This window comes from Streptomyces sp. NPDC002232 (genome assembly GCF_042890295.1).
In the GTDB taxonomy this organism is placed as follows: domain Bacteria; phylum Actinomycetota; class Actinomycetes; order Streptomycetales; family Streptomycetaceae; genus Streptomyces.
The window spans coordinates 467,099-489,483 of record NZ_JBIARV010000005.1 but is presented as its reverse complement, the minus strand read 5'-3'; the positions used below and the strand labels follow the sequence as shown (position 1 = coordinate 489,483).

The following is a 22,385-nucleotide window of genomic DNA, read 5'->3' as shown; positions in this document are numbered from 1 at the left end:
CGGTCAGGCGCCGACGTTGAACTCTCCCGGGTTCGGGCCCAGGCGGTGGTTCTCGTCGAGGGCGGCGATCGCCGCCAGGTCCTCGGCGTCCAGCTCGAAGTCGAAGACGTCGATGTTCTCGCGGATGCGCGAGGGGGTGACCGACTTCGGGATCACCACGTTCCCCAGCTGGAGGTGCCAGCGCAGCACCGCCTGGGCCGGCGTCCGTCCGTGCTTGCGGCCGATCGCGACGATCGCGGGGACGTCCAGCAGCCCCTTGCCCTGGCCGAGCGGCGACCACGCCTCGGTCGCGATGCCGTGCCGGGCGTGCGCCTCGCGCGACTCCGCCTGGGCCAGCTGCGGGTGCAGCTCGATCTGGTTGACGGCCGGGACGACCGAGGTCTCGCCGATCAGCCGGTCGAGGTGCTCGGGAAGGAAGTTCGACACGCCGATCGCCTTGGCGCGCCCGTCGGCGAGGATCTTCTCGAAGGCCCGGTAGGTGTCGACGTACGCGTCCTTCGCCGGGACCGGCCAGTGGATCAGGTACAGGTCGACGTAGTCGAGGCCCAGCTTGTCGAGGGAGGCGTCGAAGGCGCGCAGCGTCGAGTCGTGACCCTGCTCGCTGTTCCACAGCTTCGTGGTGACGAACAGGTCCTCGCGGGCGATGCCCGAGTCGGCGAGGGCGCGGCCCGTGCCCCGCTCGTTCTCGTAGATCGCGGCGGTGTCGATCGAGCGGTACCCGGCCTCCAGGGCCGTCGCCACGGCCGCCGTCGCCTCGTCGTCCGGCACCTGCCAGACGCCGAAGCCCAGCTGCGGCATGCTCACGCCGTTGTTCAGGGTGATCGAGGGAACGGTGCTGTCCGTGCTCACGTGGGGTGGTTCCTAACGTCGTCGCGAGTCGTCCGCGTACGCGGGTACGCGGGTCCTTTCTACGCCAACGATCACGGACCGCCCCGCATTCCATCGGCCGTACGGCCTTGGGCCGCCCTTTGCGTTCCGGCGGCCGTACGGTGCCGGGGCCGCCCCTCCCCGCCCGCCGGGCGTACGGCCCCGGCCGGTCCCGCCCGCTCCGTCAGCCGTACAGCGCCGCGACCTCCGTCGCGTACGCCCGCTCGATCGCCTTCCGCTTCAGCTTCAGCGAGGGGGTCAGGAGTCCGTGCTCCTCGCTGAACGGATGCGCCAGGATCCGGAACGTCCGGATCGACTCCGCCTGCGAGACCAGCGTGTTCGCCGCCACCACCCCCCGCCGGATCTCCGTCTCCAGGGCCGGGTCGCGGACCAGCTCGGCCGGGGCGAGCGGCGCCCGCCCCTGCATCGCGAGCCAGTGGTCCACGGCCTCCTGGTCGACGGTCACGAGGGCCGCGATGTACGGCCGGTCGTTGCCGACCACGATGCACTGGGCGATCAGCGGATGCGCCCGCACCCGCTCCTCCAGCGCGGTGGGGGAGACGCTCTTGCCCCCCGAGGTCACCAGGATCTCCTTCTTCCGCCCGGTGATCGTCAGGTACCCGTCCTCGTCGAGGGCGCCGATGTCCCCGGTGGCCAGCCAGCCGTCGTTGAGGACGGCCGCCGTCGCCTCCGGCGCGTTCAGATAGCCGGAGAAGACCTGGCCGCCGTGCAGCCACACCTCGCCGTCCTCCGCGATGTGCACGGTCGTCCCCGGAACGGGCCGGCCCACCGTGCCGAACCGGGTCCGTCCCGGCGGGTTCGCCGTGGCGGCGGCCGAGGACTCGGTCAGCCCGTACCCCTCGAAGATCGTGACCCCCGCGCCCGCGAAGAACAGCCCCTGCCGACGGGCCATCGCCGAGCCGCCGGACATCGCGTGCCGCACCCGCCCGCCCAGGGCCGCGCGCACCTTGACGTACACGGTCTTCTCGAAGAACTGGTGCTGCACGCGCAGCGCCGCCGACGGCCCCGGACCGGTCCCGAAGGCCTTCTGCTCCAGCGCCTCCGCGTACGCGACCGCCACCTCCACGGCCTTGTCGAACGGGCCGGCCTTCCCCGCGGCCTCCGCCTTCCGGCGGGCCGCGCGGAAGACCTTCTCGAACACGTACGGCACGGCGAGGACGAACGTCGGCCGGAACGCCACCAGGTCCGGGAGCAGCTCGGCCGCCGTCATCACCGGCTGGTGCCCCAGCTTCACGCCGCCCCGGACCGCCGCGACCTCCACCATCCGCCCGAAGACGTGCGCCAGCGGCAGGAACAGCAGCGTCGAGGCCTGCTCGTCGGGCCGGGAGCGGAACACCGGCTCCCAGCGGCCCATGACCATGTCCGTCTCGAACATCAGGTTCGCGTGGGTGATCACGCAGCCCTTCGGGCGCCCGGTCGTCCCCGAGGTGTAGATGACCGTCGCCACCGTCTCCGGGGTCACCGCCCGCCGGTGCCGGTGCACGACGTCCTCGTCGATCTCCGCGCCCGCCGCCGTCAGCTCGCCCACCGCGTCCGAGTCCAGCTGCCACAGCCGGCGGAGCCGGGGCAGCCGGTCGATCACCGAGCCGATCGTCATCGCGTGGTCCTCGTGCTCCACCACGCAGGCCGTGACCTCGGCGTCGTACAGCATCCAGAAGACCTGCTCGGCGGAGGAGGTCGGATAGACCGGTACGGGCTGCGCGCCCACCGTCCACAGGGCGAAGTCGAAGAGGGTCCACTCGTACCGGGTCCGGGCCATGATCGCGACCCGGTCGCCGAACCGCACGCCCTGGGCGATCAGCCCCTTCGCGAGGGCCATCACCTCGTCCCGGAACCGTGCGGCGGTCACGTCGTGCCACTGGCCGTCCGGGCCCTTGCGCGCGAAGGTGATCCGGCCGGGGTCGGCGAGGGCGTGCTCGAACACGGCGTCCGCCAGACCGCCGACCTGAGGCGCCGCCTCGACGGGCGGCACGGTGAACTCGCGCACTGACCTGCTCCTCGACGGCTCGATGGATCGGTGACCTCGGCGGCGCGGTGGCTGGAAATGCCCCCTCGTCGCACTCCGTACGGCGCCGGTGACGGTACCCCACGGGACCGGTCTGGGGGAGGGCCTTCACCAAGCCGGGACATTCCGCGTTCTCACAGGTCAGGGCGGGTGAGGTGGTCAAGTCGGGAGCGACCGGCGGCGGTTACCGACCGGACGGTTGGTCCACCGGGCGTGAATCTCCACGGAATCTGTACCGGCCGCTCACGCCCCGCCCCCGCCCCGTCGCCGTGGCGCCTTCTCGCCGTCCACCCGACGGGACCCGGCGCGACCGCCGACCGCCGGGCGCGGCGGGGTCCGGGACGACGGCCGACCGCCCACCCGACAGGGCCCGGCGCGGAGGGTCGCCGCTCGGCTCAGCGGGGCCGGTGCAGGCGGTCGCCGCCCGCCAGGATCGCCTCCGCGAGGGCGTCCGCCGCCTCCTGGGTCTCCCCGCCCCGGCGCCCCCGGCGCAGGACGAAGCCCACGTCCCCCAGCTCCGGCAGCCCCGCGCGGGGCGGCACCGGCACCAGGCCCTGCGGCACCAGGCCCCGCGTGTGCGCCATGACGCCGAGCCCCGCGCGGGCCGCCGCCACGTTCGCGCTCAGGCTGGAACTCGTGCACGCGATCCGCCACGCCCTGCCCTGGGCCTCCAGCGCCTCCAGGGCCCGCGCCCGCGTGATCCCCGGCGGCGGATAGAGGATCAGCGGCACCGGGCGGTCCGGATCGAGCCGCAGCCCCGGCGCCCCGATCCAGACCAGGGTGTCCTCCCAGACGAGCCGGCCCTCGCTCTCGGCCCCGCGCCGCTTCGCCAGGATCAGATCGAGCCGGCCCGCCGCGAGCCGGGCCTGGAGCGTCCCCGACAGCTCGACCGTCAGCTCCAGGTCGACCTCGGGGTGCTCGCGCCGGAAGGACTCCAGGATCTCCGGCAGCCGGGTCGTCACGAAGTCCTCCGACGCGCCGAACCGCAGCCGGCCCCGCAGCCGCGTACCGCCGAAGAAGGCCGCCGCCCGCTCGTGCGCCTGGAGGATCGTCCGCGCGAAGCCCAGCATCGCCTCGCCGTCCTCGGTGAGCTCCACGCGATGGGTGTCCCGGGCGAACAGCGGACGGCCCGCCGCCTCCTCCAGGCGACGCACGTGCTGGCTGACGGTCGACTGGCGCAGCCCGAGCCGCTCCGCCGCCCGCGTGAAGCTCAGTGTCTGGGCCACGGCGAGGAAGGTGCGCAGCTGGGTGGGCTCGTACACCCTCCGACGTTATCGCGGATCGCGATGACAGTCAGAGCGCTGTGCGGGATTCCCGATCACCAGGCCGTGGAGCAGGATGGACGGGCGCGATCACCCGTAGGAGTCCTGGAGCCCATGACCGCCCGCACACCCGGCCGCACCGCCCGCCGCACCCTCCGCCTGCCGTCCCGGCTGCCCGTCGACGGATACGTCCTCGCCCTGCTCGGGACGGTCGGGCTCGCCGTGCTCCTGCCCGCCTCCGGGACCGCCGCGCAGGTCGCGGAAGGCGCGTCGACCGGAGCCGTCGCCCTGCTCTTCTTCCTCTACGGCGCCCGGCTCTCCACCCGCGAGGCCCTCGACGGGCTCCGGCACTGGCGGCTCCACCTCACGGTCCTCGGCGCGACCTTCCTGCTCTTCCCGCTCCTCGGACTCGCCGCCCGCGGCCTGGTGCCCGGCGTCCTCACCCCCCAGCTCTACAGCGGGTTCCTCTTCCTCTGCCTGGTGCCCTCCACCATCCAGTCCTCGATCGCCTTCACCTCGATCGCCCGGGGCAACGTGCCCGCCGCGATCTGCGCCGGCTCCTTCTCCTCGCTCGCCGGCATCGTCCTCACCCCGCTGCTCGCGGCCCTCCTCCTCGGCAACAGCGCGGGCGGTCTTTCCGCCGACGCCCTCCTGAAGATCGTGCTCCAGCTCCTCGTGCCCTTCCTGGCCGGGCAGTTCCTGCGCCGCTGGGTCGGAGGCCTCCTCGTCCGGCACAAGAAGGTCCTCGGGTACGTCGACCGGGGGTCGATCCTCCTCGTCGTCTACACCGCCTTCAGCCAGGGCATGGTCGCCGGCATCTGGCACCTGGTGACCCCTGCCCGGCTCGGCGCGCTGCTCGCCGTCGAGGCCGTGCTCCTCGCCGTGATGCTGGCCCTGACCTGGTACGGGGCCGGACGCCTGGGCTTCGACCGGGCCGACCGGATCGCGATCCAGTTCGCCGGTTCGAAGAAGAGCCTGGCGGCCGGTCTGCCGATGGCGAGCGTCCTCTTCGGACCGCAGGCCTCCCTCGCCGTGCTCCCCCTGATGCTCTTCCACCAGATGCAGCTGATGGTCTGCGCGGTCCTCGCGAAGCGCCGCTCCCGGGACCCGGAGCCGGCCGGGACGCCCCCGACCGACGCGGCCCCCGGAGCCGTGACCGCCCCCGGGACGGCGTCGACCGGCCCGTGACGGGTCCGCGGGACGGCGTCGACCGATCCGTGACCGCCCCCGGGGCGTTGTCGACCGGCCTGCCGTCTGTCGGCCGGATCACGTCCTCTCCCCACCCGGGGTGATCATCCGGCCCGCTACGGTGCTCCCATGCCCGCACTCGCACCCGGCAGCACCGCGCTCGTCCTCGTCGACCTGATGGAACGCATCGTCGCGCTGCCCCTCGCCCCCCGCCCCGGCACGGACGTGCTCGCCGCCTCCGCGCGGCTCGCCGACACCTTCAGGGCCGCCGGCGCGCCCGTCGTCCACATCCGCGTGGAGCGGCCGAACGTCGACGCCCAGCCGCCCGGCAGCGAGCTCGTCCCCGACCTGGTCCACGACGGAGACCCCGTCGTCGTCAAGCGCACGATCGGCGGCTTCCAGGACACCGGACTCCACGAGCTGCTCTCCGGACTCGGCGCCACCACCCTCGTCCTCGGCGGCATCGCCACCAACCTCGGGGTCGAGTCCACCGCCCGCGCCGCCTGCGACCTGGGCTACGAGCTGGTCTTCGCCGAGGACGCCATGGCCGCCCTGACCGCCGACGAGCACCGCGCCTCCGTCGACCTCGACTTCCCGCGCCTCGGCACCGTCGCCCCCGTCTCCGGGATCACCCTGGACGGCCCCGCATGACCCCGGTGCCGATACGGTACGGGGCCCGCCCCTGCTCCCTGGTCGTCTGCCGGGGCTGCTGCTGCGGCGACGCCCGCAAGAACCCGGGCATGGACCACGCGGGCCAGCTGGCCCGGCTGCGCGCGGCCGCCGCGGCCTCCGGGGGCCGCCTGGTCGTCCGTACCAGCGACTGCCTCGGTCCCTGCGCCCAGGCCAACGTCCTCGTCGTCCAGCCCTCCACCGAGGGACGGCGCCGGGGCGGCCGGGCCGCCTGGATCGGCTGGAGCGCCGACGACGACTGCCTCGACGAGGTCCTCGCCTGGACCGAGGCCGGCGGCCCCGGCGTCAGCCCGCCGCCGGCCACCCTCGCCCTCCAGATGATCGACCCGCCGAAGAACTAGAGCGCCGGGTCACCTTCTAGCCCGCCTCCGTGTCGATCCGGTGCTCGCCCGCGTACACGTTCATGTCCGGCCCCCGCAGGAAGCCGACCAGCGTCAGGCCCGACTCGGCCGCCAGGTCCACGGCCAGCGAGGACGGCGCGGACACCGCGGCGAGCACCGGGATGCCCGCCATCACCGCCTTCTGCGCCAGCTCGAACGAGGCACGGCCCGACACGAGCAGCACCGCGCGCTCCAGCGGCAGCAGCCCCTCCCGCAGCGCCCGCCCGACCAGCTTGTCCACCGCGTTGTGCCGGCCCACGTCCTCCCGGACGTCGAGCAGCTCGCCGTCCTCGGTGAACAGCGCCGCCGCGTGCAGCCCGCCCGTCGAGTCGAAGACCCGCTGCGCCGCCCGCAGCCGCTCCGGGAGCAGCGACAGGAGGCCCGGGGTCAGCCGGACCGGCGGAGTGTCGGCGATCGGGAAGCGGGCCGTGGTGCGGACCGCGTCCAGGCTGGCCTTGCCGCACAGCCCGCACGAGGACGTCGTGTAGACGTTCCGCTCCAGGGAGATGTCCGGGACGACGACGTCCGGCGCCAGTTGCACGTCCACCACGTTGTACGTGTTCCGGCCGTCCTCGGTGGCGCCCGCGCAGTACACGATGCTGCGCACGTCCGACGCCGCCGCCAGCACCCCCTCGCTCACCAGGAACCCGGCCGCGAGCGCGAAGTCGTCGCCCGGGGTGCGCATGGTGATCGCGATCGGCCGCCCGTTCAGCCGGATCTCCAGCGGCTCCTCGGCCACCAGGGTGTCGGGCCGGGTGGTGACCGCACCGCCCCGGATGCGCAGGACACGCCGTCGCTCGGTGACCCGTCCCATCGTGACCGCACTCGATTCTCTCCGCAGGAGGCCGGATAGGCCCTGACCGCCCCATTCTCCGCCACACCCGCGTCCGCACGCGCACCCGCTCCCGCCAGGCACGTTGTCACGGTCGGCCAAGCGATTCGGGGGAATGTTGGTGGTTTACGTCACCTGTTACTGATCAGTCGCTGGCAAGACTGGGGGATCCTGCCGGACGAACGAACCACCTAGGGGGTCCCGAGTATGACGGGCACTCGCATCGCCGCGCTCGGGCACTACCAGCCCGCCAAGGTGCTGACCAACCACGACCTGGCCGAGCTGGTCGACACGAGCGACGAGTGGATCCTCAGCCGGGTCGGGATCCGCACCCGGCACGTCGCCGGACCGGACGAGCCCGTCGACGAGCTCGCCGCCCACGCGGGCGGCAAGGCACTCGCCGCCGCCGGACTCACCGCCGGGGACGTCGACCTCGTGCTGGTCGCGACCTCCACCGCGATCGACCGCTCGCCCAACACCGCCGCCCGGGTCGCCGCCCGCCTCGGCATGGGCTCGCCCGCCACCCTGGACCTCAACGTGGTCTGCGCCGGCTTCACCCACGCGCTCGCCACCGCGGACCACGCGGTCCGCGCCGGGGCGGCCCGCCGCGCCCTCGTCATCGGCGCCGACAAGATGACCGAGATCACCGACTGGACCGACCGCACCACCTGCGTCCTCACCGGTGACGGGGCCGGAGCCGCGATCGTGGAGGCCACGGAGACCGACACCGGCGCCATCGGCCCGGTCCTGTGGGGATCGGTCCCGGAGATGGGCCACGCCGTCCGCATCGAGGGCACCCCGCCCCGCTTCGCCCAGGAAGGCCAGTCGGTCTACCGCTGGGCCACCCAGCAGCTGCCCGCGCTCGCCCGGCGCACCTGCGAGCGCTCCGGCATCGCCCCCGAGGACCTCGCGGGCGTCGTCCTGCACCAGGCCAACCTGCGGATCATCGAGCCGCTCGCCGCGAAGATCGGCGCCGTCAACGCCGTCGTCGCCCGCGACGTGGTCGACTCCGGCAACACCTCGGCCGCCTCCATCCCGCTGGCCCTGGCCAAGCTGGTGGAACGCGGCGAACTGCCCTCCGGCGCCCCCGTCCTCCTCTTCGGCTTCGGCGGCAACCTGTCCTACGCCGGTCAGGTGATCCGGGTCCCGTAGCGCCCATGACGCGCGGGCTCCCACGGGGTGGCCCCTCCTGGCGGCCCCGCGCGGTGCGCGTTGCCCCGTTCGGCGGAGCCCGGTGGCGGCGCACCGGGGGCGGACCTAGCTTCGATCGCGGTGAGGGTCGTCCACCTCCCGCCGCGGAATCGCTCCGCGACCGGGGCCCTCCCGCGATCTGGAGGACCCGCCATGCGCGCCATACGTGCCGCTTCCGCCGCCCTTCTCAGCGCCGTCGCCGTCGTGGCGTTCGCGCCCGCGGCCCTGGCCGGCGACGGCGACCACGACATCACGCCGTTCGGCTACTCGGTCACCCCCGCGACGATCGCCCCCGGCGGCACCGTCACCCTCACCTCGGACGGCTGCGAAGTGCCGTCCGTGACCGTCACCTCCGGCGTCTTCGAGACGGTGACCCTCACCGAGGGCCGCCCGGGCACCGCGACCGTCGACGTCGACGCCAAGGCCGGGGCCCAGTACGAGATCACCTTCGACTGCAAGGGCCAGCGGGGCACCGCGCCGCTCACCATCCAGGGCGGAGACACCGGCACGCAGACCGGAGCGCACAAGGGCGTGAAGGCCGGGTACGGCACCGCCGCCGGTGCGCAGTCCGCCGGGCTCGGCGTCACCGAGGCGGTCACCGGCGTCCTGCTGATCGCCGGAGCGCTCGGCGCCGCCGTCGTGCTGACCCGCCGCCGCGCGGGCGGCCGCGCCTGACGGCGGACACCCCGGGGCATCCGAAACGGCCCCTCCGTCCCGGTGTGACGAGGTCCGGGGCGGAGGGGCGCCAGCACGTGACGAGGGGCGGTGCGCCGGGACGCACCGCGGCGGGGGCGCGAGAAGGGCTGCGGACGTGGGGCGTGCGGACGGTTCGGGGCGTACGGAGGAGGCCGGCGAGCGGGTGGACGACACCACGACCGGGACGGGAGCGGGGCCCGGCACCGGACGGCGCGGGGCCTGGGGCGCCATCGCCGTCGTCCTCCTCATCGGCGTGCACCTCGTGCGCGGCGGCACCGGGGAGCTCCAGGCCGCGGGCCCGCCGCAGCCCGTCGCCGCGGCCGCGCCCGACGGGGCCGGGGCCGGCCTCGCCGCCCTGGCGCCCCTTCCCGTCCCCGCTCCGCTGCCCGCCTCGCCGCCGGTCCGGGTCCGCGTCCCCGCCGTCCGTATCGACGCGCCCGTCACCGCCGTCGGCCTCGACCCCGACGGCTGGATCGAGGCCCCGCCGCCCGAGGAGAACCGGCTCGCGGGCTGGTTCACCGGCGCGGTGACCCCCGGCGAGCGCGGCACGGCCGTCGTCGTCGGCCACGTCGACACCCCGGCCGGCCGGGCCGTCTTCTACGACCTCGGCGCCCTCGGCCGGGGACACCGGGTCGAGGTCGTCCGCCGGGACGGCAGGACCGCCGTCTTCGTCGTGTACGGGGTCGAGGTCGTCCCGAAGGAGGACTTCCCCGCCGAGCGGGTCTACGGGGACGTCGGCGTCCCCGAACTGCGGCTCATCACCTGCGGCGGCACCTTCACCCAGGAGAGCGGCTACGCGGGCAACGTGGTGGTCTCGGCCCGCCTCGTCGAGGTCCGCTGACCGGCGGGCCCGCCGTGGGGCCTCCCGTCCGCGACCGGATCGGCCACGCGGACCGCGAGGACACCGACCTGACGGACTTCCGACAAAGCATTGGCCTGGACCGCGGGGCGGTCGTCAGTGTGGCCTCCACGGAGCCGGCGTCGGGGGGCGCCGGGCTCCCACCCCGTCCTTCCGCGCCCGCGGCGGTGCTCCGCACCGCCCGCCGCCCGCGCATCGGACCTCTTCACCCCGCCTCCTCGACGGTCACCGCCGTCACCCTGAGCGCCCGGTCGTGAGCACCTCGTACGCGGGGCGGGGCGGTCTCCGCCCGGTCCCGGCCGTCAGGGTCGCCCCACCCCACTGACCACGGAAAACGCTGGTGAAACCCACCTCGAACCCCTGGTAGAGTTGTCTCTGTCGCCGCGGGGGAAACCCCGGAGCGACAGACACCTTGTCCGGGTGGCGGAATGGCAGACGCGCTAGCTTGAGGTGCTAGTGCCCTTTATCGGGCGTGGGGGTTCAAGTCCCCCCTCGGACACCAGCGGAAAGTGCCGGTCGATCTCACATCGACCGGCACTTTCGCGTTTCCTCCGCGGATCGGTGCGGGGGCTCGGGGACTCGCCGCCTAGAGCTTCCGCGCCACCACCAGCCTGCACCGCGGGCTGCCGTCCTCGCGGCGGCCCAGGGTCTCGACCGGGGTGAGGGAGACCTCGAAGCCGGAGGCCTCCAGACGGGAGCGGACGTCCTGGAGGCGGAAGGTGCGGTAGTACATGACGAACGGCGGGCGCAGGACGGCGTTCCGCACGCGCATCGCCGCGTCGAAGCCCCACAGGGTCCAGTAGAGCCGCGAGCCCACCGCCGGCGGGGCGGGGAGCGGGAAGGCGAAGGTGCCCCCGGGGCGCAGGGCGGCGTGGACCTGGGTGAAGAGGGTGCGCTGGGCGGCCGGCAGGAAGTGGCCGAAGGCGCCGAAGCTGACCGCCAGGTCGAAGACCGGGCGGAAGGGAAGGGCCAGGGCGTCCGCGCGCACCAGGTCGGCGGTCGGGTGGGCGGCCCGCGCCCGGGCCAGCATGCCCGCGCTGAAGTCGACGCCCGTGACCCGGCCCGCGCAGACCGAGCGGAGCACGCCGAGGCCCGCGCCGGTGCCGCAGCAGACGTCGAGCCCGGAGCCGAAGGGGCCGAGGGGCTCCAGGGCGTGAGCGACCGCGCTCAGGAGACGGTCGGACGTGCGGAAGGGCGTCACGTCGAACGTGTCCGCGAGCAGGTCGTAGCCGTGCTCGACCGAGGAGAGGGCCTGTGCGGTCAGCTCGCGGAGGCTGGGACCCTGCGGGGTGAACATGGCTCCGAGCCTAGGGGGTGACCCGTGGACCGGTTCGCACCCCGGGGCTGACGAACCGGCCGGACCGTCACAGGGCGCTGCGTACCGGGGGCGCCGGCCAGGACGGTGCGATGCCCGTGAGCTGGCAGACGAGGAGGTAGAGGGGGATCGGCGGCGTGTAGGGAGAGGTGCCGTCGGGGTGGTGGATGAGGCGCGGGCGGCGGTCCGGGATCTCGGCGCCGGGGGCGTAGCAGGCGGGCAGCGGCCAGGTCAGGTCCTGGTCGGAGCCGGCGGGGACGAGCCACCACCACCAGTCGGAGTCGGCGTACACACAGCCCTTGGCGGGCAGCCGCGAGAGGATCTTGAAGCCGAAGCGGGCGGGGACGCCGACGGCGTCGCAGCCGAGCCCGGTGTGGAGTCCGACGGGGACGGCGAGGCGGGTGGCGCCGAGATCGTGGATCCGGGTCCCGTCGCGCGGGTCGGGGGAGCGGTGCTGGGCGGCCACGGACGAGGCCTCGGGGTTCCGGCGGGTGCGCGGGAGGATGCGGAGGGACCTCAGCATGGTTCCCCCATGCCGTGGGCGAGTTCCGCCCAGACGACCTGCGCGGTGCCGTGGCCGGTGCGGTCGGCGCCCCAGGCGGTGCAGAGCGCGTCGACGATGAGGAGGCCGCGGCCGCGCTCCTCCTCGCCGCAGTCGCGAATCCGGGGGTCGGCGGGGCCGCCCTCGTCGCGGACGGCTATCCGCAGCGTCTCCTCGCCCTCGCGTATCTCGCACACGAAGCGGTCGCTGGCGGTGTGCACGACGGCGTTGGTGACGAGCTCGGAGACGACGAGGGCGACGGTGTCGCGTATCTCGGGGTCGCAGCCCCAGAGGATGAGCCGCTCCTCCGCGAGCCGGCGGGCGCGCGCGACCGAGGCCGTGCGGGCCGGGAGCTCGAAGGCGAAGCGACGGACGGGATCGGTGTGCTGCTGTGGGCGCTGGGCCATGACCCGGGGGGCTCGAGGGCTCATGAGACCTGAGGGCTGCGCGTTACCAGAAGCCACGACCGGTTCCTCACAACAGTGGGCAGGACTGCCGTACGGCGCTGTCGCCGTGGCGCGGGGGCGCACGGCGGCAGCGTGTACTGGTTCACCGGATCACTGTCCTCCTGAGTCGGACACTTGGCAAGTGGCACTCTGAAAATTGCAGAGTGCCGTGTTCTCTCCGGCCCGCCTTCGTGTCACACTCGTCCAAACAGTGCGTCGGGGAGGTCTGAGAGTGAGCGAGCCGCGGTCCGCCCCCACGGTGGGACAGGTCGTCCTCGGAAAGCGACTGCAGGACCTGCGCGAGCGGGCCGGCATGAAGCGGGAAGAGGCCGCGAAGATCCTCCGAGTGGCCCCGGCCACCGTCCGGCGGATGGAGACCGCCGAGGTCGCGCTGAAGATTCCGTACGTGCAGCTCCTCCTGAAGGAGTACGGGATCACGGACTCCGAGGCGGAGGGCTTCGTCGCCCTCGCGGAGGAGGCCAACCTCCCCGGCTGGTGGCAGCGGTTCCACGACGTGCTGCCCGGCTGGTTCTCCATGTACGTCAGCCTGGAGGGGGCGGCCGGCCTCATCCGGGCCTACGAGCCCCAGTTCGTCCCCGGTCTGCTCCAGACCGAGGAGTACGCCCGCGCCATTCTGCGCAGCGGGGCGGTCGGTGGCGGCAGCGATGCCGGCAGGGACGAGGACGCCGAGCGCCATGTAGCCCTTCGGATGGAGCGCCAGTCCCTGTTGACCAGGGACGACGCCCCGAAGTTCTGGGTGATCATGGACGAGACCGTCTTCCGCCGACCGGTCGGCGACGGGCCCGAAGTGATGCGCGACCAGCTCGACCGGCTGCTCGAGGCGTCGGAGCTGCCGAACGTCACCCTGCAGATCGCGGAGTTCGCGTCCGGACACCATCCGGGCACCTACGGACCCTTCGTCCTGTTCCGCTTCGCCATGCCCGAACTCCCGGACATGGTCTACAGCGAGTACCTGACCGGCGCCGTCTATCTGGACGCGCGTCCCGAGGTGGCGTCCCACCTGGAGGTCATGGACCGCATGGCGGCGCAGGCCGCGACTGCACAACGCACGAAGGAGATTCTCCGGAATCTCCGCAAGGAGCTGTGAATGGATCGCATATACAACGGCATGCCCGCCGCCGAGCTCGGTGCCGAAGGCTGGCACAAGCCCTGGAGCGGCGGGAACGGGGGCAACTGCGTGGAGGCCATGAAGCTGGCCGACGGCAGAGTCGCCGTGCGACAGTCCGCAGACCCTGAAGGACCAGCGCTCATCTACACCCACGGAGAGATCGCCGCTTTCATCCAGGGCGCCAAATCCGGTCAGGCTGACTTTCTGCTCACCTGAGCCCTTCCGTCCCACCCCTACCATCGCGTAACTCTTGTTGCAGTGCCGCCCGTTCATCCCGACCAGGAGAGCCGATGACCCAGGACCCCGCATCCGTTCGGATCGACACCAGCAAGCCGCATCCGGCGCGGATGTACGACTGGTTCCTGGGCGGCAAGGACAACTACCCGGTCGACGAGGCGATGGCACGCCAGCTGCTCACCGTCGACGCCCGGGGCCGTGACATGGCCCGCGTCAACCGGGCCTTCATGCACCGCGCCATCCGCTGGCTCAGCGCCCACGGCGTCCGGCAGTACCTGGACGTCGGCACGGGCATCCCGACCGAGCCCAACCTGCACCAGATCGCGCAGGAGGCCGCGCCGGAGTCCCGCATCGTCTACTGCGACAACGACCCGATCGTGCTCGCGCACGCGGCCGCCCTGCTGCGCTCGACCCCGGAGGGGGCCACCGAGTACATCCAGGCGGACGCCCGCGAGCCCGAGGCCATCCTCGAAAGGGCCGGAAAGGTCCTTGATTTCGACCGGCCCATCGCCCTGTCGATGCTCGCCCTGCTGCACTTCGTGGGCGACGAGGACGGCGCGTACGACCTGGTCTCCAAGCTCGTCGAGAAGCTCGCGCCGGGCAGCTACCTCGTCCTGTCCCACGTCACCGGGGACTTCAACCCCGAGGGCGCGGCCCAGGCGGCCGCCATGTACAAGGCGCGCGGGCTGACCCTGCGGCCCCGCTCGCGCGACGAGCTGGCCGCGTTCTTCGACGGGCTCGAGTTCGTGGAGCCCGGGGTCTCGCTCACCGCCGAGTGGCACCCGGAGCTGGGCGTACCCGTTCCGGTCCAGGGCGACGAGCCCATCCCCGGGTGGGCCGCGGTGGCACGCAAGCCCTGATCCCGAGCCCTACGCGCGGGGCCCGCCCGGTACCACCGGGCGGGCCCTGACGCGCTCCTACGGCGCCACCGGCGTCACCGGGAAGCGGCCGGGCGGCCCGATGGCGCCGACCGTGTCGGCGAGGTGCTCGCCGGCCGTCCGTTCCGCCGTCCGGCCACACGGTGCTCGTCCGCCCTCGGTCCACCGTGAGGCGGGGGTCAGCCCCGCAGCCAGGCCAGCCCCGGGTGCTCCGCCGTGTAGCCCGCCACGAGACGCCGGGCCACCGCCACCGAGTCCACCAGCGGGTGCAGCGCGAAGGCCTTCACGGCCGTCTCGCGGGAGCCGCTCTCCACCGCCGCGAGGACCTCGCGCTCCACGGCCTTCACCGCCGTCACCAGGCCGACGGCGTGGTACGGCAGCGGGGCCACCGACACCGGATGGGCGCCGTTCGCGTCCACGAAGCAGGGGACCTCGATCACCGCGTCCGCGTCGAGCACGGAGAGCGTCGACCGGTTGCGCACGTTGAGGATCAGGGTGGTCCGCTCGTCCCGCGCGATCGCCCGCATGAGCGCGAGCGCCACCTTCTCGTAGCCGCCCGACTCCAGGTCCTCCTCGTCGCGGTCCCCGGTCCCGGCGGCCTCCCGGTTGGCGGCCATGTAGGTGGCCTCCCGGTCGGCGAGCGTCCGGTGCCAGGCGGCGAGCGCCGGGGTGTCGGGCTTGCCCATCTCCCGGTAGAACGCGCCCTGCTGGTCGCGCAGGTACGCCCCGCGCGTCCGCTCGGCCGTCCGGTAGGCGTGCACCGCCTCCCGGTTGAAGTAGTAGTAGTGCAGGTACTCGTTGGGGATCGCGCCCAGCGAGCGCAGCCACTCCGGGCCGAAGAGGCGGCCCTCCTCGAAGGAGCCGAGCGCCGCCTCGTCGGCCAGCAGCCGGGGCAGTTCGTCCCGGCCGGCGACCCGCAGCCCCCGCAGCCAGCCCAGGTGGTTGAGGCCCACGTAGTCGATCCAGGCCTCGTCCGGGTCCGCGCCCAGGACGCGGGCGACCCGGCGGCCGAGGCCCACGGGGGAGTCGCAGATGCCGACGACCCGGTCGTCGAGCACCCGGGACATGGCCTCCGTGACCAGACCGGCCGGGTTCGTGAAGTTGATGACCCAGGCGTCGGGGGCGAGTTCGGCGATCCGCCGGGCGATCCGTACCGCGACGGGCACGGTCCGCAGCCCGTACGCGATGCCTCCGGCGCCCACCGTCTCCTGGCCGAGCACGCCCTCGTCGAGCGCGATCCGCTCGTCGGCGGCCCGGCCCTCCAGACCGCCGACGCGGATCGCGGAGAACACGAAGTCCGCGCCGCGCAGGGCCTCGTCGAGGTCCGTCGTGGCCGTCACCGCCGGGGCGTCCGGCACGCCCTCCGCCTGGTCCGCGAGGACCCGCGCGATCGCCGACAGCCGCCCCTCGTCGAGGTCGAAGAGGGTGACGTGGGTGACCCGCCCCTCGGCGTGGTCGCCGAGGAGGGCGCCGTACACCAGCGGCACCCGGAATCCGCCGCCTCCGAGAATCGTCAGTTTCATGCTCGTACGCTACTCGGCCGACCGCTCCGAGCAGCGGGATTCCCGGCCGGCGTCCACGCGGCCGTCCACATGCCGGGCGTCCGCCGCCGCGGCGGGTGGGGGACAATGACGCCATGTCCCGACGCAAGACCCGGCCCCGCACCTCCCCGGCCTCCCGTACGGCCCAGGGCGCCCCCGCGCCCGCCGTGACCGCCGGCTCGCCCTGCCCCTGCGGCCTCGACGCCGCCTACGGCGCCTGCTGCGGCCGCTTCCACGCGGGCACCGGCGGTACGGCGCCCACCGCGGAGCTCCTCATGCGCTCCCGCTACAGCGCCTTCGTCGTCCGCGACGAGGCCTATCTGCTGCGCACCTGGGCGCCGGAGACCCGGCCCGGCGAGGTCGACTTCGATCCCGGCATGCGCTGGGCGGGCCTGGAGATCGAGGAGACCGGCGAGGGCACCGCGTTCCACCAGCACGGCACCGTCACCTTCACGGCCCGCTACGTCCACGGCGGCGAGCGGGGCTCCCTGCACGAGCGGAGCCGGTTCGCACGGCACGAGGGCGCGTGGGTCTACGTGGACGGCGACTTCGTCGACTAGCGGGGACGACGGCTCCGGTCCTGCGCTCAGCGCGCCCCCGCGCCCGCCGTGGTCCGGCCCCGGGGGAGTCCGCTCGCGAGGTCCTCGGCGACGATCCTCTTGGCGATGGCGTCCGTCGCCACCCGCAGCTCCGGGCCGCTGGGCCGGCCGCGCTCGCTCGCCACGAGGTCGGAGAGCCAGTCGCCCCAGGCGTGGGTGATCACGTCCGCCTCCCGCCGGCCCGCCGCCGTGTGGGAGAGCAGGTTGCCGTCCCGGGTCAGGTACCCCTCGTCGACCATCCGGTCGAAGACGGGCAGCAGCACCTCGGGCGGCACCCGCCGGCCGGCCGAGATCAGGCCGAGGCTCGCGTGCCCGACCGTCCGCGTGAAGAGCTCGACCTGCATCACCGCCCAGGCGCCCGCGGTGTCCAGCCGGGTGTCGGAGGCGGCGACGATCGACCGGGCCGTCTCGTAGTCGGTGCGGCGCAGGATGCGGCCGACGGACAGTTCGAGGAGCTTCTCCGAGTCGCCGGTCGCGGCGGGGGAGCTGAACCCCTCGCCCATGTCGGGCGCGGCGGCGCGGGCCGAGTCGCGGAGCGTCACCTGCTTGAGGAAGAGGGCGACCACGAAGCCGACGGCGGCGACGGGCACGGTCCACAGGAAGACGGTGTGCAGGGTGTCGGCGTAGGCCTGGACGATCGGCTCCGCCACCCGGTCGGGCAGCGCGTGCAGTCCGGCCGGGTTCTGCGCGGCCCGCGCGATCCCGGCGGGGTCGACGCCGAGGCTCCCGGCGACGGCGGCGGCCTCGGCGGTCCCCGCGGTGAGGTTCGGCTTGAGGGAGTTGGCGTAGATCGTGCCGAAGACGGCCGTGCCGAAGGAGCTGCCGAGGGTGCGGAAGAAGGTGACGCCGGAGGTGGCGGTGCCGAGGTCGGCGTACTCGACGGTGTTCTGCACGGCGATGGTCAGGACCTGCATGCACAGGCCGATGCCGGTGCCGAGGACGAACATGTACAGCGACTCCAGCCAGGTCCCCGTGTCCGGCCCCATGAGGGAGAGCAGGAAGAGCCCGACGCCCATCACCAGACAGCCGACGATCGGGAAGGTCCGGTAGTGGCCGGTCTTGCTGACGACGTTGCCGCTGAAGATGGAGGCGATGAGCAGGCCGATGACCATCGGCAGGGTGCGGATGCCGGACATGGTGGCCGACTCGCCGTCGACGTACTGCAGATAGGTCGGCAGGAAGGTCATCGCGCCGAGCATGGCGAAGCCGACGACGAAGCTGAGCACGGAGCAGACCGTGAAGACGGGGTTCCCGAAGAGCCGCATGGGCAGCATGGGTTCGGCCGCGCGCGTCTCCACCCAGCAGAACAGCGCGAGGGCGGCGAGCCCGCCCGCGAAGAGCCCGATGATGACGCCCGAGCCCCACGCGTACTCGTTGCCGCCCCAGCTGGTCGCCAGGATCAGGGCGCTGGATCCGACGGCGACCAGCGCGATGCCCAGGTAGTCGATGACCGGCCGGCTCGCGGAGCGTACGGAGGGGATGGTGCGGGCGGCGGCGATGACGACCAGGATCGCGATGGGGACGTTGACGTAGAAGGCCCAGCGCCAGGTGAGGTGGTCGGTGAACAGACCGCCGAGCAGCGGCCCGATGACCGTGGAGACACCGAACACGGCCCCGATCGCGCCCTGGTACTTGCCGCGCTCGCGCAGCGGGATCACATCGGCGATGAGCGCCATCGAGGTGACCATCAGACCACCGGCGCCGATGCCCTGGAGGCCACGCCAGACGATCAGGAGCGTCATGTTCGTGGCGAGGCCGCAGAGGAACGAGCCGGTGATGAAGACGACCGCGGAGATCTGGAAGATGACCTTGCGGCCGAAGAGATCGCCGAACTTGCCGACCAGGACGGTCGCGACCGTCTCGGCGAGCAGGTACGAGGTGACCACCCACGACATGTGCGCGGCGCCGCCGAGGTCCGAGACGATCGTGGGCAGGGCGGTGCCGACGATCGTCTGGTCGAGGGCGGCGAGGAGGACGCCGAGCATGATCGTGCCGAAGACGATGTTGCGGCGGCGGCGGTCGAGCACGGGTGGCTCGGTGGCGGCCGGGGGCGCGGGCGCTGCGTCGCTGGTCGTGGTCACTCTCGCAGCGTCACACCGGCACCGGCCTCACGCATGAGGGGGACCGCCGAACGGGTGCGCCCCGCACGGCGGGAGCGCGGCCTCCGTCAGGGGGTGACGGGCAGTCGGGGATGGTGCTTGGCGAGGATCTTGTTGGCCCGCGCCAGGGCGGCGAGGGCGTGCTCGCGGTCGGCCCGGTCCTCCGCGCAGAGCGGCCCCCGGAAACGGTAGACCTCACGCGCCGCGCAGTCCGCGTCGACCTCGGCCTGGAGGACGTGCAGCGGCAGGCAGGCACCGATCAGAGCGGCCACGCTGTCGGGGATCGGTACGGGAACGAGGCGCGAGGGCGAGGTGATCACAGGTCAGTCCTAGTCGGTCCGGGGAGGGTACGGAAGGGTCTCCTCACCCATACGTACCGGATCGGGGTACGGGTTCAGGCACGGCCGTGTCGCGGCCGGGCAACGGCCGGACCCGCCCCGGGAGGACCGAAGGGGCCGGACCGGCGGGTGCGGGCGGCCGGACGCGGGGGTGTTCCCGCAGGTGCGGGGCCGGGCGGCGGCGGACGCGTTGCGCACCGTTCCTGCGTATCGCCCGGAAGTCCGGGGCGGGCACGGGCGGTTCACGCCGTCCGAGTGTGTGGCATATCACGTTGCGGTCGGGCCTCTTCCCGGTGGCCGGATCCCGTGCCTCCTACGCGAGGATGTCGGCCAGGTCGTAGGAGACGGGCTCGTCCAGCTGCCCGTAGCCGCAGGACTCCGGATTCCGGTCGGGGCGCCACCGCTTGAACTGCGCCGTGTGGCGGAAGCGGTCCCCTTCCATGTGGTCGTAGCCGACCTCGCAGACCCGCTCCGGCCGCAGCGCCACCCACGACAGGTCCTTCTTGCCCGACCAGCGGCTCGGGGCCCCCGGCAGCCTGGCCCCCTCGTGCGCCGCCTCGTCGGCCCACGCCGCCCAGGGGTGCCCGTCCGGGGGGTCCATCCGGAGCGGCTCCAGCTCCTCGACGAGTTCGGCGCGGCGGGCGGCGGTGAAGGCCGCGCACACGCCGACGTGCTGGAGGGCGCCCCCGGCGTCGTACAGACCGAGCAGCAGCGAGCCGACCACCGGCCCGCTCTTGTGGAAGCGGTATCCGGCCACGACGACGTCCGCCGTCCGCTCGTGCTTGATCTTGAACATGAGGCGGGCGTCCGGCCGGTAGGCCAGGTCGAGCGGCTTGGCGATCACCCCGTCGAGGCCGGCGCCCTCGTACTGCTCGAACCAGCGGGCGGCGAGCTCCGGGTCCCGGGTCGCCGGCGCCAGGTGGACCGGCGCGTCGACCCCGTCGAGCACGCGCTCCAGGGCCTCCCGGCGCTCGCTCAGCGGGGTGTCGAGGAGGGAGTCGTCCCCGAGGGCGAGCAGGTCGAAGGCGATGAACCGGGCCGGGGTGGTCGCGGCCAGCATTCGGACCCGGGAGTCGGCCGGATGGATCCGCTCGGAGAGCCGGTCGAAGTCGAGCCGCCCTTCGTGCTCGATCACGATCTCCCCGTCGATCACGCAGCGCTCCGGCAGCCGGGCGGCGAGCGCCTCGACCAGCTCGGGGAAGTAGCGGGTGAGGGGCTTGCCCGTACGGCTGCCGATGACGAGCTCGGGCCCGTCCCGGTGCACGATCGCGCGGAAGCCGTCCCACTTCGCCTCGTACTGCATGCCCGGCGGGATCCGCTTCACGGCCTTGGCGAGCATCGGTTTCACGGGCGGCATCACCGGAAGATCCATGGGGCGATTGTCCGGTATGCGTGAGTTGTCGGCGAGCTTTAGGCTGACCCGCATGGCAGGCAAGGCGGCAGCGGTGGAACTGGAAGTCGGCGACCGGACCGTGCGGGTCTCCCACCCCGACAAGGTCTACTTCCCCGAGCCCGGCTACACGAAGATGGACCTGGTCCAGTACTACCTGGCCGTGGGCGACGGGGTCACCCGCGCCCTGCGGGACCGCCCCACCACCCTGGAGCGCTACCCCGAAGGGGTGACCGGCGAGTCGTTCTTCCAGAAGCGCGCCCCGAAGTACATGCCCGACTGGATCCCTACGGCCCACATCACCTTCCCCAGCGGCCGGTCCGCCGACGAGATGTGCCCCACCGAACCGGCGGCCGTGCTCTGGGCGGCCAACCTCGGCGCCGTCACCTTCCACCCCTGGCCGGTGCGCCGGGAGGACACCGATCATCCCGACGAGCTCCGCATCGACCTGGACCCGCAGCCCGGCACGGACTACGCGGACGCCGTCCGCGCCGCCCACGAGCTGCGCGCGGTCCTCGACGAGCACGGGCTGCGCGGCTGGCCGAAGACCTCCGGCGGACGGGGGCTCCACGTCTTCGTCCCGATCCTCCCCGAGTGGACGTTCACCCAGGTCAGGCGGGCGGCCATCGCCTGCGGCCGGGAGCTGGAGCGGCGGATGCCGGACCGGGTCACGATCAAGTGGTGGAAGGAGGAGCGCGGCGAGCGGATCTTCGTCGACTACAACCAGACGGCCCGGGACCGCACGATCGCCTCCGCCTACTCCGTACGGCCCCGTCCGCACGCGCCCGTGTCGGCGCCGCTGCGCTGGGAGGAGATCGACGACGCCGTGCCGAGGGACTTCGACATCAGGACGATGCGGACCCGGTACGCGGAGGCCGGTGACGTCCACGCGGACATGGACGACGAGCGGTTCAGCCTGGAGTCGCTGCTGGAACTGGCCCGGCGGGACGAGGCGGAGCACGGCCTGGGTGACCTTCCGTACCCGCCCGAGTACCCGAAGATGCCGGGCGAGCCGAAGAGGGTGCAGCCGAGCCGGGCGAAGAAGGATGCGGAGGATCCCAAGGATCCCAAGGATCCCAAGGGCTCCGAGGACCCCAAGGGCCCCAAGGGCGCCAAGGACTCCAAGGGTCCCGAGAACGCCAAGGACGCCGAGGACTCCAGGAACCCCAAAGAGTCCGAGGGTTCCGAGAAGGCCTGAGGCTCGCCGCCGCCGGCTCCCTCAGGCGCCCTCCGTCAGGGCCTCGCGGCCCCTCTCCGTGGCCGAGGTGAGCAGGCGGGTCGTGATGCCCCGCTCGGCGTGGGCGTACGCGGTGGGGTCGTCGTGCAGCACGGACTGCGCGTTGGCGGTCTCCATGAGTGCGATCAGCTCGAAGGCCACCTGCTCCACGTCCAGGTCCCCGGCGAGCTCCCCGGCGGCGCGGGCCTCCCGCAGGGTCCCCTCCACGAAGGCCGTCCAGTCGCGGTGGGTGCGGGCGACGGCGTCGTGGACCGGTCCCGTGCGGGCGTCGAACTCGGCGCCGGCCGCGTAGAAGAAGCAGCCGCCCGCGAAGACCCGCCCCGAGGAGTACGCGAGCCAGCTGCGGCACAGCTCGCGCACCCGCCGCGCCCCCGGCGGCACGTCGTTCAGCGGGGCGACCACCTGGTCGGCGAAGACGGCGACGGCGGCCCTGACGGTCGCCAGCTGGAGCTCCTCCTTGGAGCCGAAGAGGGCGAAGACACCGCTCTTGCTCAGCTCCAGCTCGGTCGCGATCCGGCCCAGGGACAGGCCGTCGAGGCCCTCGACCGAGGCGATGTCCATCGTTCTGCCGAGGACGAGGCGCCGGGTCTGGTTGCCCCGCTCGACCCGCCCGTCGATCTTGCTCCCGCTGCCGCTCATCCCTC

23 protein-coding genes and 1 tRNA gene are annotated in these 22,385 nt (G+C 73.3%); 12 read left to right on the top strand and 12 right to left on the bottom strand.

From position 1 onward, the window contains the following. Positions 1 to 3: 3 nt before the first annotated feature. The 3 genes from ACFYXU_RS25280 to ACFYXU_RS25270 form a co-directional block, all read right to left on the bottom strand. Positions 4 to 798 carry an aldo/keto reductase gene (locus ACFYXU_RS25280; RefSeq protein ID WP_389406461.1) on the bottom strand — a complete coding sequence of 265 codons (795 nt, stop codon included), beginning with the start codon at positions 796 to 798 and terminating at the stop codon, positions 4 to 6. 253 nt (positions 799 to 1,051) lie between these two features. Then, positions 1,052 to 2,875 (bottom strand): AMP-dependent synthetase/ligase, encoded by a 1,824-nt coding sequence (locus tag ACFYXU_RS25275; protein WP_389460076.1) that lies wholly within the window; start codon positions 2,873 to 2,875, stop codon positions 1,052 to 1,054. A gap of 413 nt (positions 2,876 to 3,288) precedes the next feature. Next, the gene (locus tag ACFYXU_RS25270) at positions 3,289 to 4,155 is read right to left on the bottom strand and encodes a LysR substrate-binding domain-containing protein (RefSeq protein ID WP_329853868.1); all 867 of its coding nucleotides are present in this window, start codon (positions 4,153 to 4,155) and stop codon (positions 3,289 to 3,291) included. A gap of 114 nt (positions 4,156 to 4,269) precedes the next feature. Here ACFYXU_RS25270 and ACFYXU_RS25265 point away from each other — a divergent pair, with 114 nt between their 5' ends. From ACFYXU_RS25265 to ACFYXU_RS25255, 3 genes are all read left to right on the top strand, one after another. Beyond that, positions 4,270 to 5,343, top strand: a complete 1,074-nt coding sequence (locus ACFYXU_RS25265) for a bile acid:sodium symporter family protein (RefSeq protein ID WP_389460073.1) — start codon at positions 4,270 to 4,272, stop codon at positions 5,341 to 5,343. A 129-nt stretch (positions 5,344 to 5,472) separates the two neighbouring features. Beyond that, positions 5,473 to 5,994 carry an isochorismatase family protein gene (locus tag ACFYXU_RS25260; protein ID WP_329853865.1) on the top strand — a complete coding sequence of 174 codons (522 nt, stop codon included), beginning with the start codon at positions 5,473 to 5,475 and terminating at the stop codon, positions 5,992 to 5,994. Continuing rightward, the gene (locus ACFYXU_RS25255; protein ID WP_361397911.1) at positions 5,991 to 6,374 is read left to right on the top strand and encodes a (2Fe-2S) ferredoxin domain-containing protein; all 384 of its coding nucleotides are present in this window, start codon (positions 5,991 to 5,993) and stop codon (positions 6,372 to 6,374) included. The genes ACFYXU_RS25260 and ACFYXU_RS25255 overlap by 4 nt, the downstream gene beginning before the upstream one ends. 16 nt (positions 6,375 to 6,390) lie before the next feature. Here the strand turns inward: ACFYXU_RS25255 and fdhD are convergent, their stop codons facing one another. Continuing rightward, complete coding sequence (gene fdhD, locus ACFYXU_RS25250; protein ID WP_389460071.1) at positions 6,391 to 7,227, bottom strand: formate dehydrogenase accessory sulfurtransferase FdhD; 837 nt, start codon at positions 7,225 to 7,227, stop codon at positions 6,391 to 6,393. A gap of 225 nt (positions 7,228 to 7,452) precedes the next feature. Here fdhD and ACFYXU_RS25245 point away from each other — a divergent pair, with 225 nt between their 5' ends. The 4 genes from ACFYXU_RS25245 (at position 7,453) to ACFYXU_RS25230 (ending at position 10,493) form a co-directional block, all read left to right on the top strand. Then, positions 7,453 to 8,397, top strand: coding sequence for a beta-ketoacyl-ACP synthase III (locus tag ACFYXU_RS25245; RefSeq protein ID WP_329853862.1), 945 nt, complete (start codon positions 7,453 to 7,455; stop codon positions 8,395 to 8,397). A 192-nt stretch (positions 8,398 to 8,589) separates the two neighbouring features. Next, entirely contained in the window at positions 8,590 to 9,111 is a 522-nt protein-coding gene (locus ACFYXU_RS25240; RefSeq protein WP_376509457.1) for a hypothetical protein, read from the top strand. A gap of 184 nt (positions 9,112 to 9,295) precedes the next feature. After that, positions 9,296 to 9,973, top strand: coding sequence for a class F sortase (locus ACFYXU_RS25235; RefSeq protein WP_376509458.1), 678 nt, complete (start codon positions 9,296 to 9,298; stop codon positions 9,971 to 9,973). Between the two features lie 432 nt (positions 9,974 to 10,405). Then, positions 10,406 to 10,493 (top strand) — tRNA-Leu (locus ACFYXU_RS25230). An 84-nt stretch (positions 10,494 to 10,577) separates the two neighbouring features. On the opposite strand, the gene ACFYXU_RS25225 is transcribed toward ACFYXU_RS25230, so the two are convergent. The 3 genes from ACFYXU_RS25225 to ACFYXU_RS25215 all read right to left on the bottom strand — a co-directional run bounded on the left by ACFYXU_RS25225 (position 10,578) and on the right by ACFYXU_RS25215 (position 12,254). Then, complete coding sequence (locus tag ACFYXU_RS25225) at positions 10,578 to 11,288, bottom strand: class I SAM-dependent DNA methyltransferase (protein ID WP_389460069.1); 711 nt, start codon at positions 11,286 to 11,288, stop codon at positions 10,578 to 10,580. 67 nt (positions 11,289 to 11,355) lie between these two features. Beyond that, entirely contained in the window at positions 11,356 to 11,829 is a 474-nt protein-coding gene (locus ACFYXU_RS25220) for a hypothetical protein (protein WP_376509462.1), read from the bottom strand. Next, positions 11,823 to 12,254 carry an ATP-binding protein gene (locus tag ACFYXU_RS25215; protein WP_389460067.1) on the bottom strand — a complete coding sequence of 144 codons (432 nt, stop codon included), beginning with the start codon at positions 12,252 to 12,254 and terminating at the stop codon, positions 11,823 to 11,825. The genes ACFYXU_RS25220 and ACFYXU_RS25215 overlap by 7 nt, the downstream gene beginning before the upstream one ends. A gap of 271 nt (positions 12,255 to 12,525) precedes the next feature. On the opposite strand from ACFYXU_RS25215, the gene ACFYXU_RS25210 reads away from it, so the two are divergent. The 3 genes from ACFYXU_RS25210 (at position 12,526) to ACFYXU_RS25200 (ending at position 14,519) form a co-directional block, all read left to right on the top strand. Continuing rightward, positions 12,526 to 13,401: a helix-turn-helix transcriptional regulator gene (locus ACFYXU_RS25210; RefSeq protein ID WP_329853855.1), complete on the top strand. Its 876-nt coding sequence runs from the start codon at positions 12,526 to 12,528 to the stop codon at positions 13,399 to 13,401. After that, complete coding sequence (locus tag ACFYXU_RS25205; RefSeq protein WP_015037566.1) at positions 13,402 to 13,638, top strand: DUF397 domain-containing protein; 237 nt, start codon at positions 13,402 to 13,404, stop codon at positions 13,636 to 13,638. Between the two features lie 74 nt (positions 13,639 to 13,712). Then, positions 13,713 to 14,519, top strand: coding sequence for an SAM-dependent methyltransferase (locus ACFYXU_RS25200; RefSeq protein ID WP_376509464.1), 807 nt, complete (start codon positions 13,713 to 13,715; stop codon positions 14,517 to 14,519). Between the two features lie 197 nt (positions 14,520 to 14,716). On the opposite strand, the gene ACFYXU_RS25195 is transcribed toward ACFYXU_RS25200, so the two are convergent. Further along, entirely contained in the window at positions 14,717 to 16,060 is a 1,344-nt protein-coding gene (locus ACFYXU_RS25195; RefSeq protein WP_389406327.1) for a 6-phospho-beta-glucosidase, read from the bottom strand. A gap of 113 nt (positions 16,061 to 16,173) precedes the next feature. Between ACFYXU_RS25195 and ACFYXU_RS25190 the strand changes: the two genes are divergently transcribed. Continuing rightward, on the top strand, positions 16,174 to 16,638 hold the full coding sequence (locus ACFYXU_RS25190) for a YchJ family protein (protein ID WP_376509467.1): 465 nt from the start codon (positions 16,174 to 16,176) through the stop codon (positions 16,636 to 16,638). 26 nt (positions 16,639 to 16,664) lie between these two features. On the opposite strand, the gene ACFYXU_RS25185 is transcribed toward ACFYXU_RS25190, so the two are convergent. The 3 genes from ACFYXU_RS25185 to ACFYXU_RS25175 form a co-directional block, all read right to left on the bottom strand. After that, positions 16,665 to 18,758, bottom strand: a complete 2,094-nt coding sequence (locus ACFYXU_RS25185) for an MDR family MFS transporter (RefSeq protein ID WP_389460065.1) — start codon at positions 18,756 to 18,758, stop codon at positions 16,665 to 16,667. 86 nt (positions 18,759 to 18,844) lie between these two features. After that, positions 18,845 to 19,096: a hypothetical protein gene (locus ACFYXU_RS25180; protein ID WP_376509471.1), complete on the bottom strand. Its 252-nt coding sequence runs from the start codon at positions 19,094 to 19,096 to the stop codon at positions 18,845 to 18,847. A 331-nt stretch (positions 19,097 to 19,427) separates the two neighbouring features. Further along, a complete protein-coding gene (locus tag ACFYXU_RS25175; protein WP_389460062.1) occupies positions 19,428 to 20,486 on the bottom strand; it encodes an ATP-dependent DNA ligase in 1,059 nt (352 codons plus the stop codon). A gap of 52 nt (positions 20,487 to 20,538) precedes the next feature. On the opposite strand from ACFYXU_RS25175, the gene ligD reads away from it, so the two are divergent. Beyond that, on the top strand, positions 20,539 to 21,702 hold the full coding sequence (gene ligD, locus ACFYXU_RS25170; protein WP_389460060.1) for a non-homologous end-joining DNA ligase: 1,164 nt from the start codon (positions 20,539 to 20,541) through the stop codon (positions 21,700 to 21,702). A gap of 21 nt (positions 21,703 to 21,723) precedes the next feature. Here the strand turns inward: ligD and ACFYXU_RS25165 are convergent, their stop codons facing one another. Beyond that, positions 21,724 to 22,380: a TetR/AcrR family transcriptional regulator gene (locus tag ACFYXU_RS25165; RefSeq protein ID WP_389460058.1), complete on the bottom strand. Its 657-nt coding sequence runs from the start codon at positions 22,378 to 22,380 to the stop codon at positions 21,724 to 21,726. Positions 22,381 to 22,385 lie beyond the last annotated feature (5 nt).

Excerpts from the sequence above, each read along its gene's own strand:
- fdhD (WP_389460071.1), bottom strand. The coding sequence starts at position 7,227 with ATGGGACGGGTCACCGAGCGACGGCGTGTCCTGCGCATCCGGGGCGGT.
- ACFYXU_RS25165 (WP_389460058.1), bottom strand. The coding sequence starts at position 22,380 with ATGAGCGGCAGCGGGAGCAAGATCGACGGGCGGGTCGAGCGGGGCAAC.
- ACFYXU_RS25240 (WP_376509457.1), top strand. The coding sequence starts at position 8,590 with ATGCGCGCCATACGTGCCGCTTCCGCCGCCCTTCTCAGCGCCGTCGCC.
- ACFYXU_RS25175 (WP_389460062.1), bottom strand. The coding sequence starts at position 20,486 with ATGGATCTTCCGGTGATGCCGCCCGTGAAACCGATGCTCGCCAAGGCC.
- ACFYXU_RS25195 (WP_389406327.1), bottom strand. The coding sequence starts at position 16,060 with ATGAAACTGACGATTCTCGGAGGCGGCGGATTCCGGGTGCCGCTGGTG.
- ACFYXU_RS25205 (WP_015037566.1), top strand. The coding sequence starts at position 13,402 with ATGGATCGCATATACAACGGCATGCCCGCCGCCGAGCTCGGTGCCGAA.
- ACFYXU_RS25255 (WP_361397911.1), top strand. The coding sequence starts at position 5,991 with ATGACCCCGGTGCCGATACGGTACGGGGCCCGCCCCTGCTCCCTGGTC.
- ACFYXU_RS25260 (WP_329853865.1), top strand. The coding sequence starts at position 5,473 with ATGCCCGCACTCGCACCCGGCAGCACCGCGCTCGTCCTCGTCGACCTG.
- ACFYXU_RS25265 (WP_389460073.1), top strand. The coding sequence starts at position 4,270 with ATGACCGCCCGCACACCCGGCCGCACCGCCCGCCGCACCCTCCGCCTG.
- ACFYXU_RS25245 (WP_329853862.1), top strand. The coding sequence starts at position 7,453 with ATGACGGGCACTCGCATCGCCGCGCTCGGGCACTACCAGCCCGCCAAG.
- ACFYXU_RS25220 (WP_376509462.1), bottom strand. The coding sequence starts at position 11,829 with ATGCTGAGGTCCCTCCGCATCCTCCCGCGCACCCGCCGGAACCCCGAG.
- ACFYXU_RS25280 (WP_389406461.1), bottom strand. The coding sequence starts at position 798 with ATGCCGCAGCTGGGCTTCGGCGTCTGGCAGGTGCCGGACGACGAGGCG.
- ACFYXU_RS25190 (WP_376509467.1), top strand. The coding sequence starts at position 16,174 with ATGTCCCGACGCAAGACCCGGCCCCGCACCTCCCCGGCCTCCCGTACG.
- ACFYXU_RS25215 (WP_389460067.1), bottom strand. The coding sequence starts at position 12,254 with ATGGCCCAGCGCCCACAGCAGCACACCGATCCCGTCCGTCGCTTCGCC.
- ligD (WP_389460060.1), top strand. The coding sequence starts at position 20,539 with ATGGCAGGCAAGGCGGCAGCGGTGGAACTGGAAGTCGGCGACCGGACC.
- ACFYXU_RS25225 (WP_389460069.1), bottom strand. The coding sequence starts at position 11,288 with ATGTTCACCCCGCAGGGTCCCAGCCTCCGCGAGCTGACCGCACAGGCC.
- ACFYXU_RS25200 (WP_376509464.1), top strand. The coding sequence starts at position 13,713 with ATGACCCAGGACCCCGCATCCGTTCGGATCGACACCAGCAAGCCGCAT.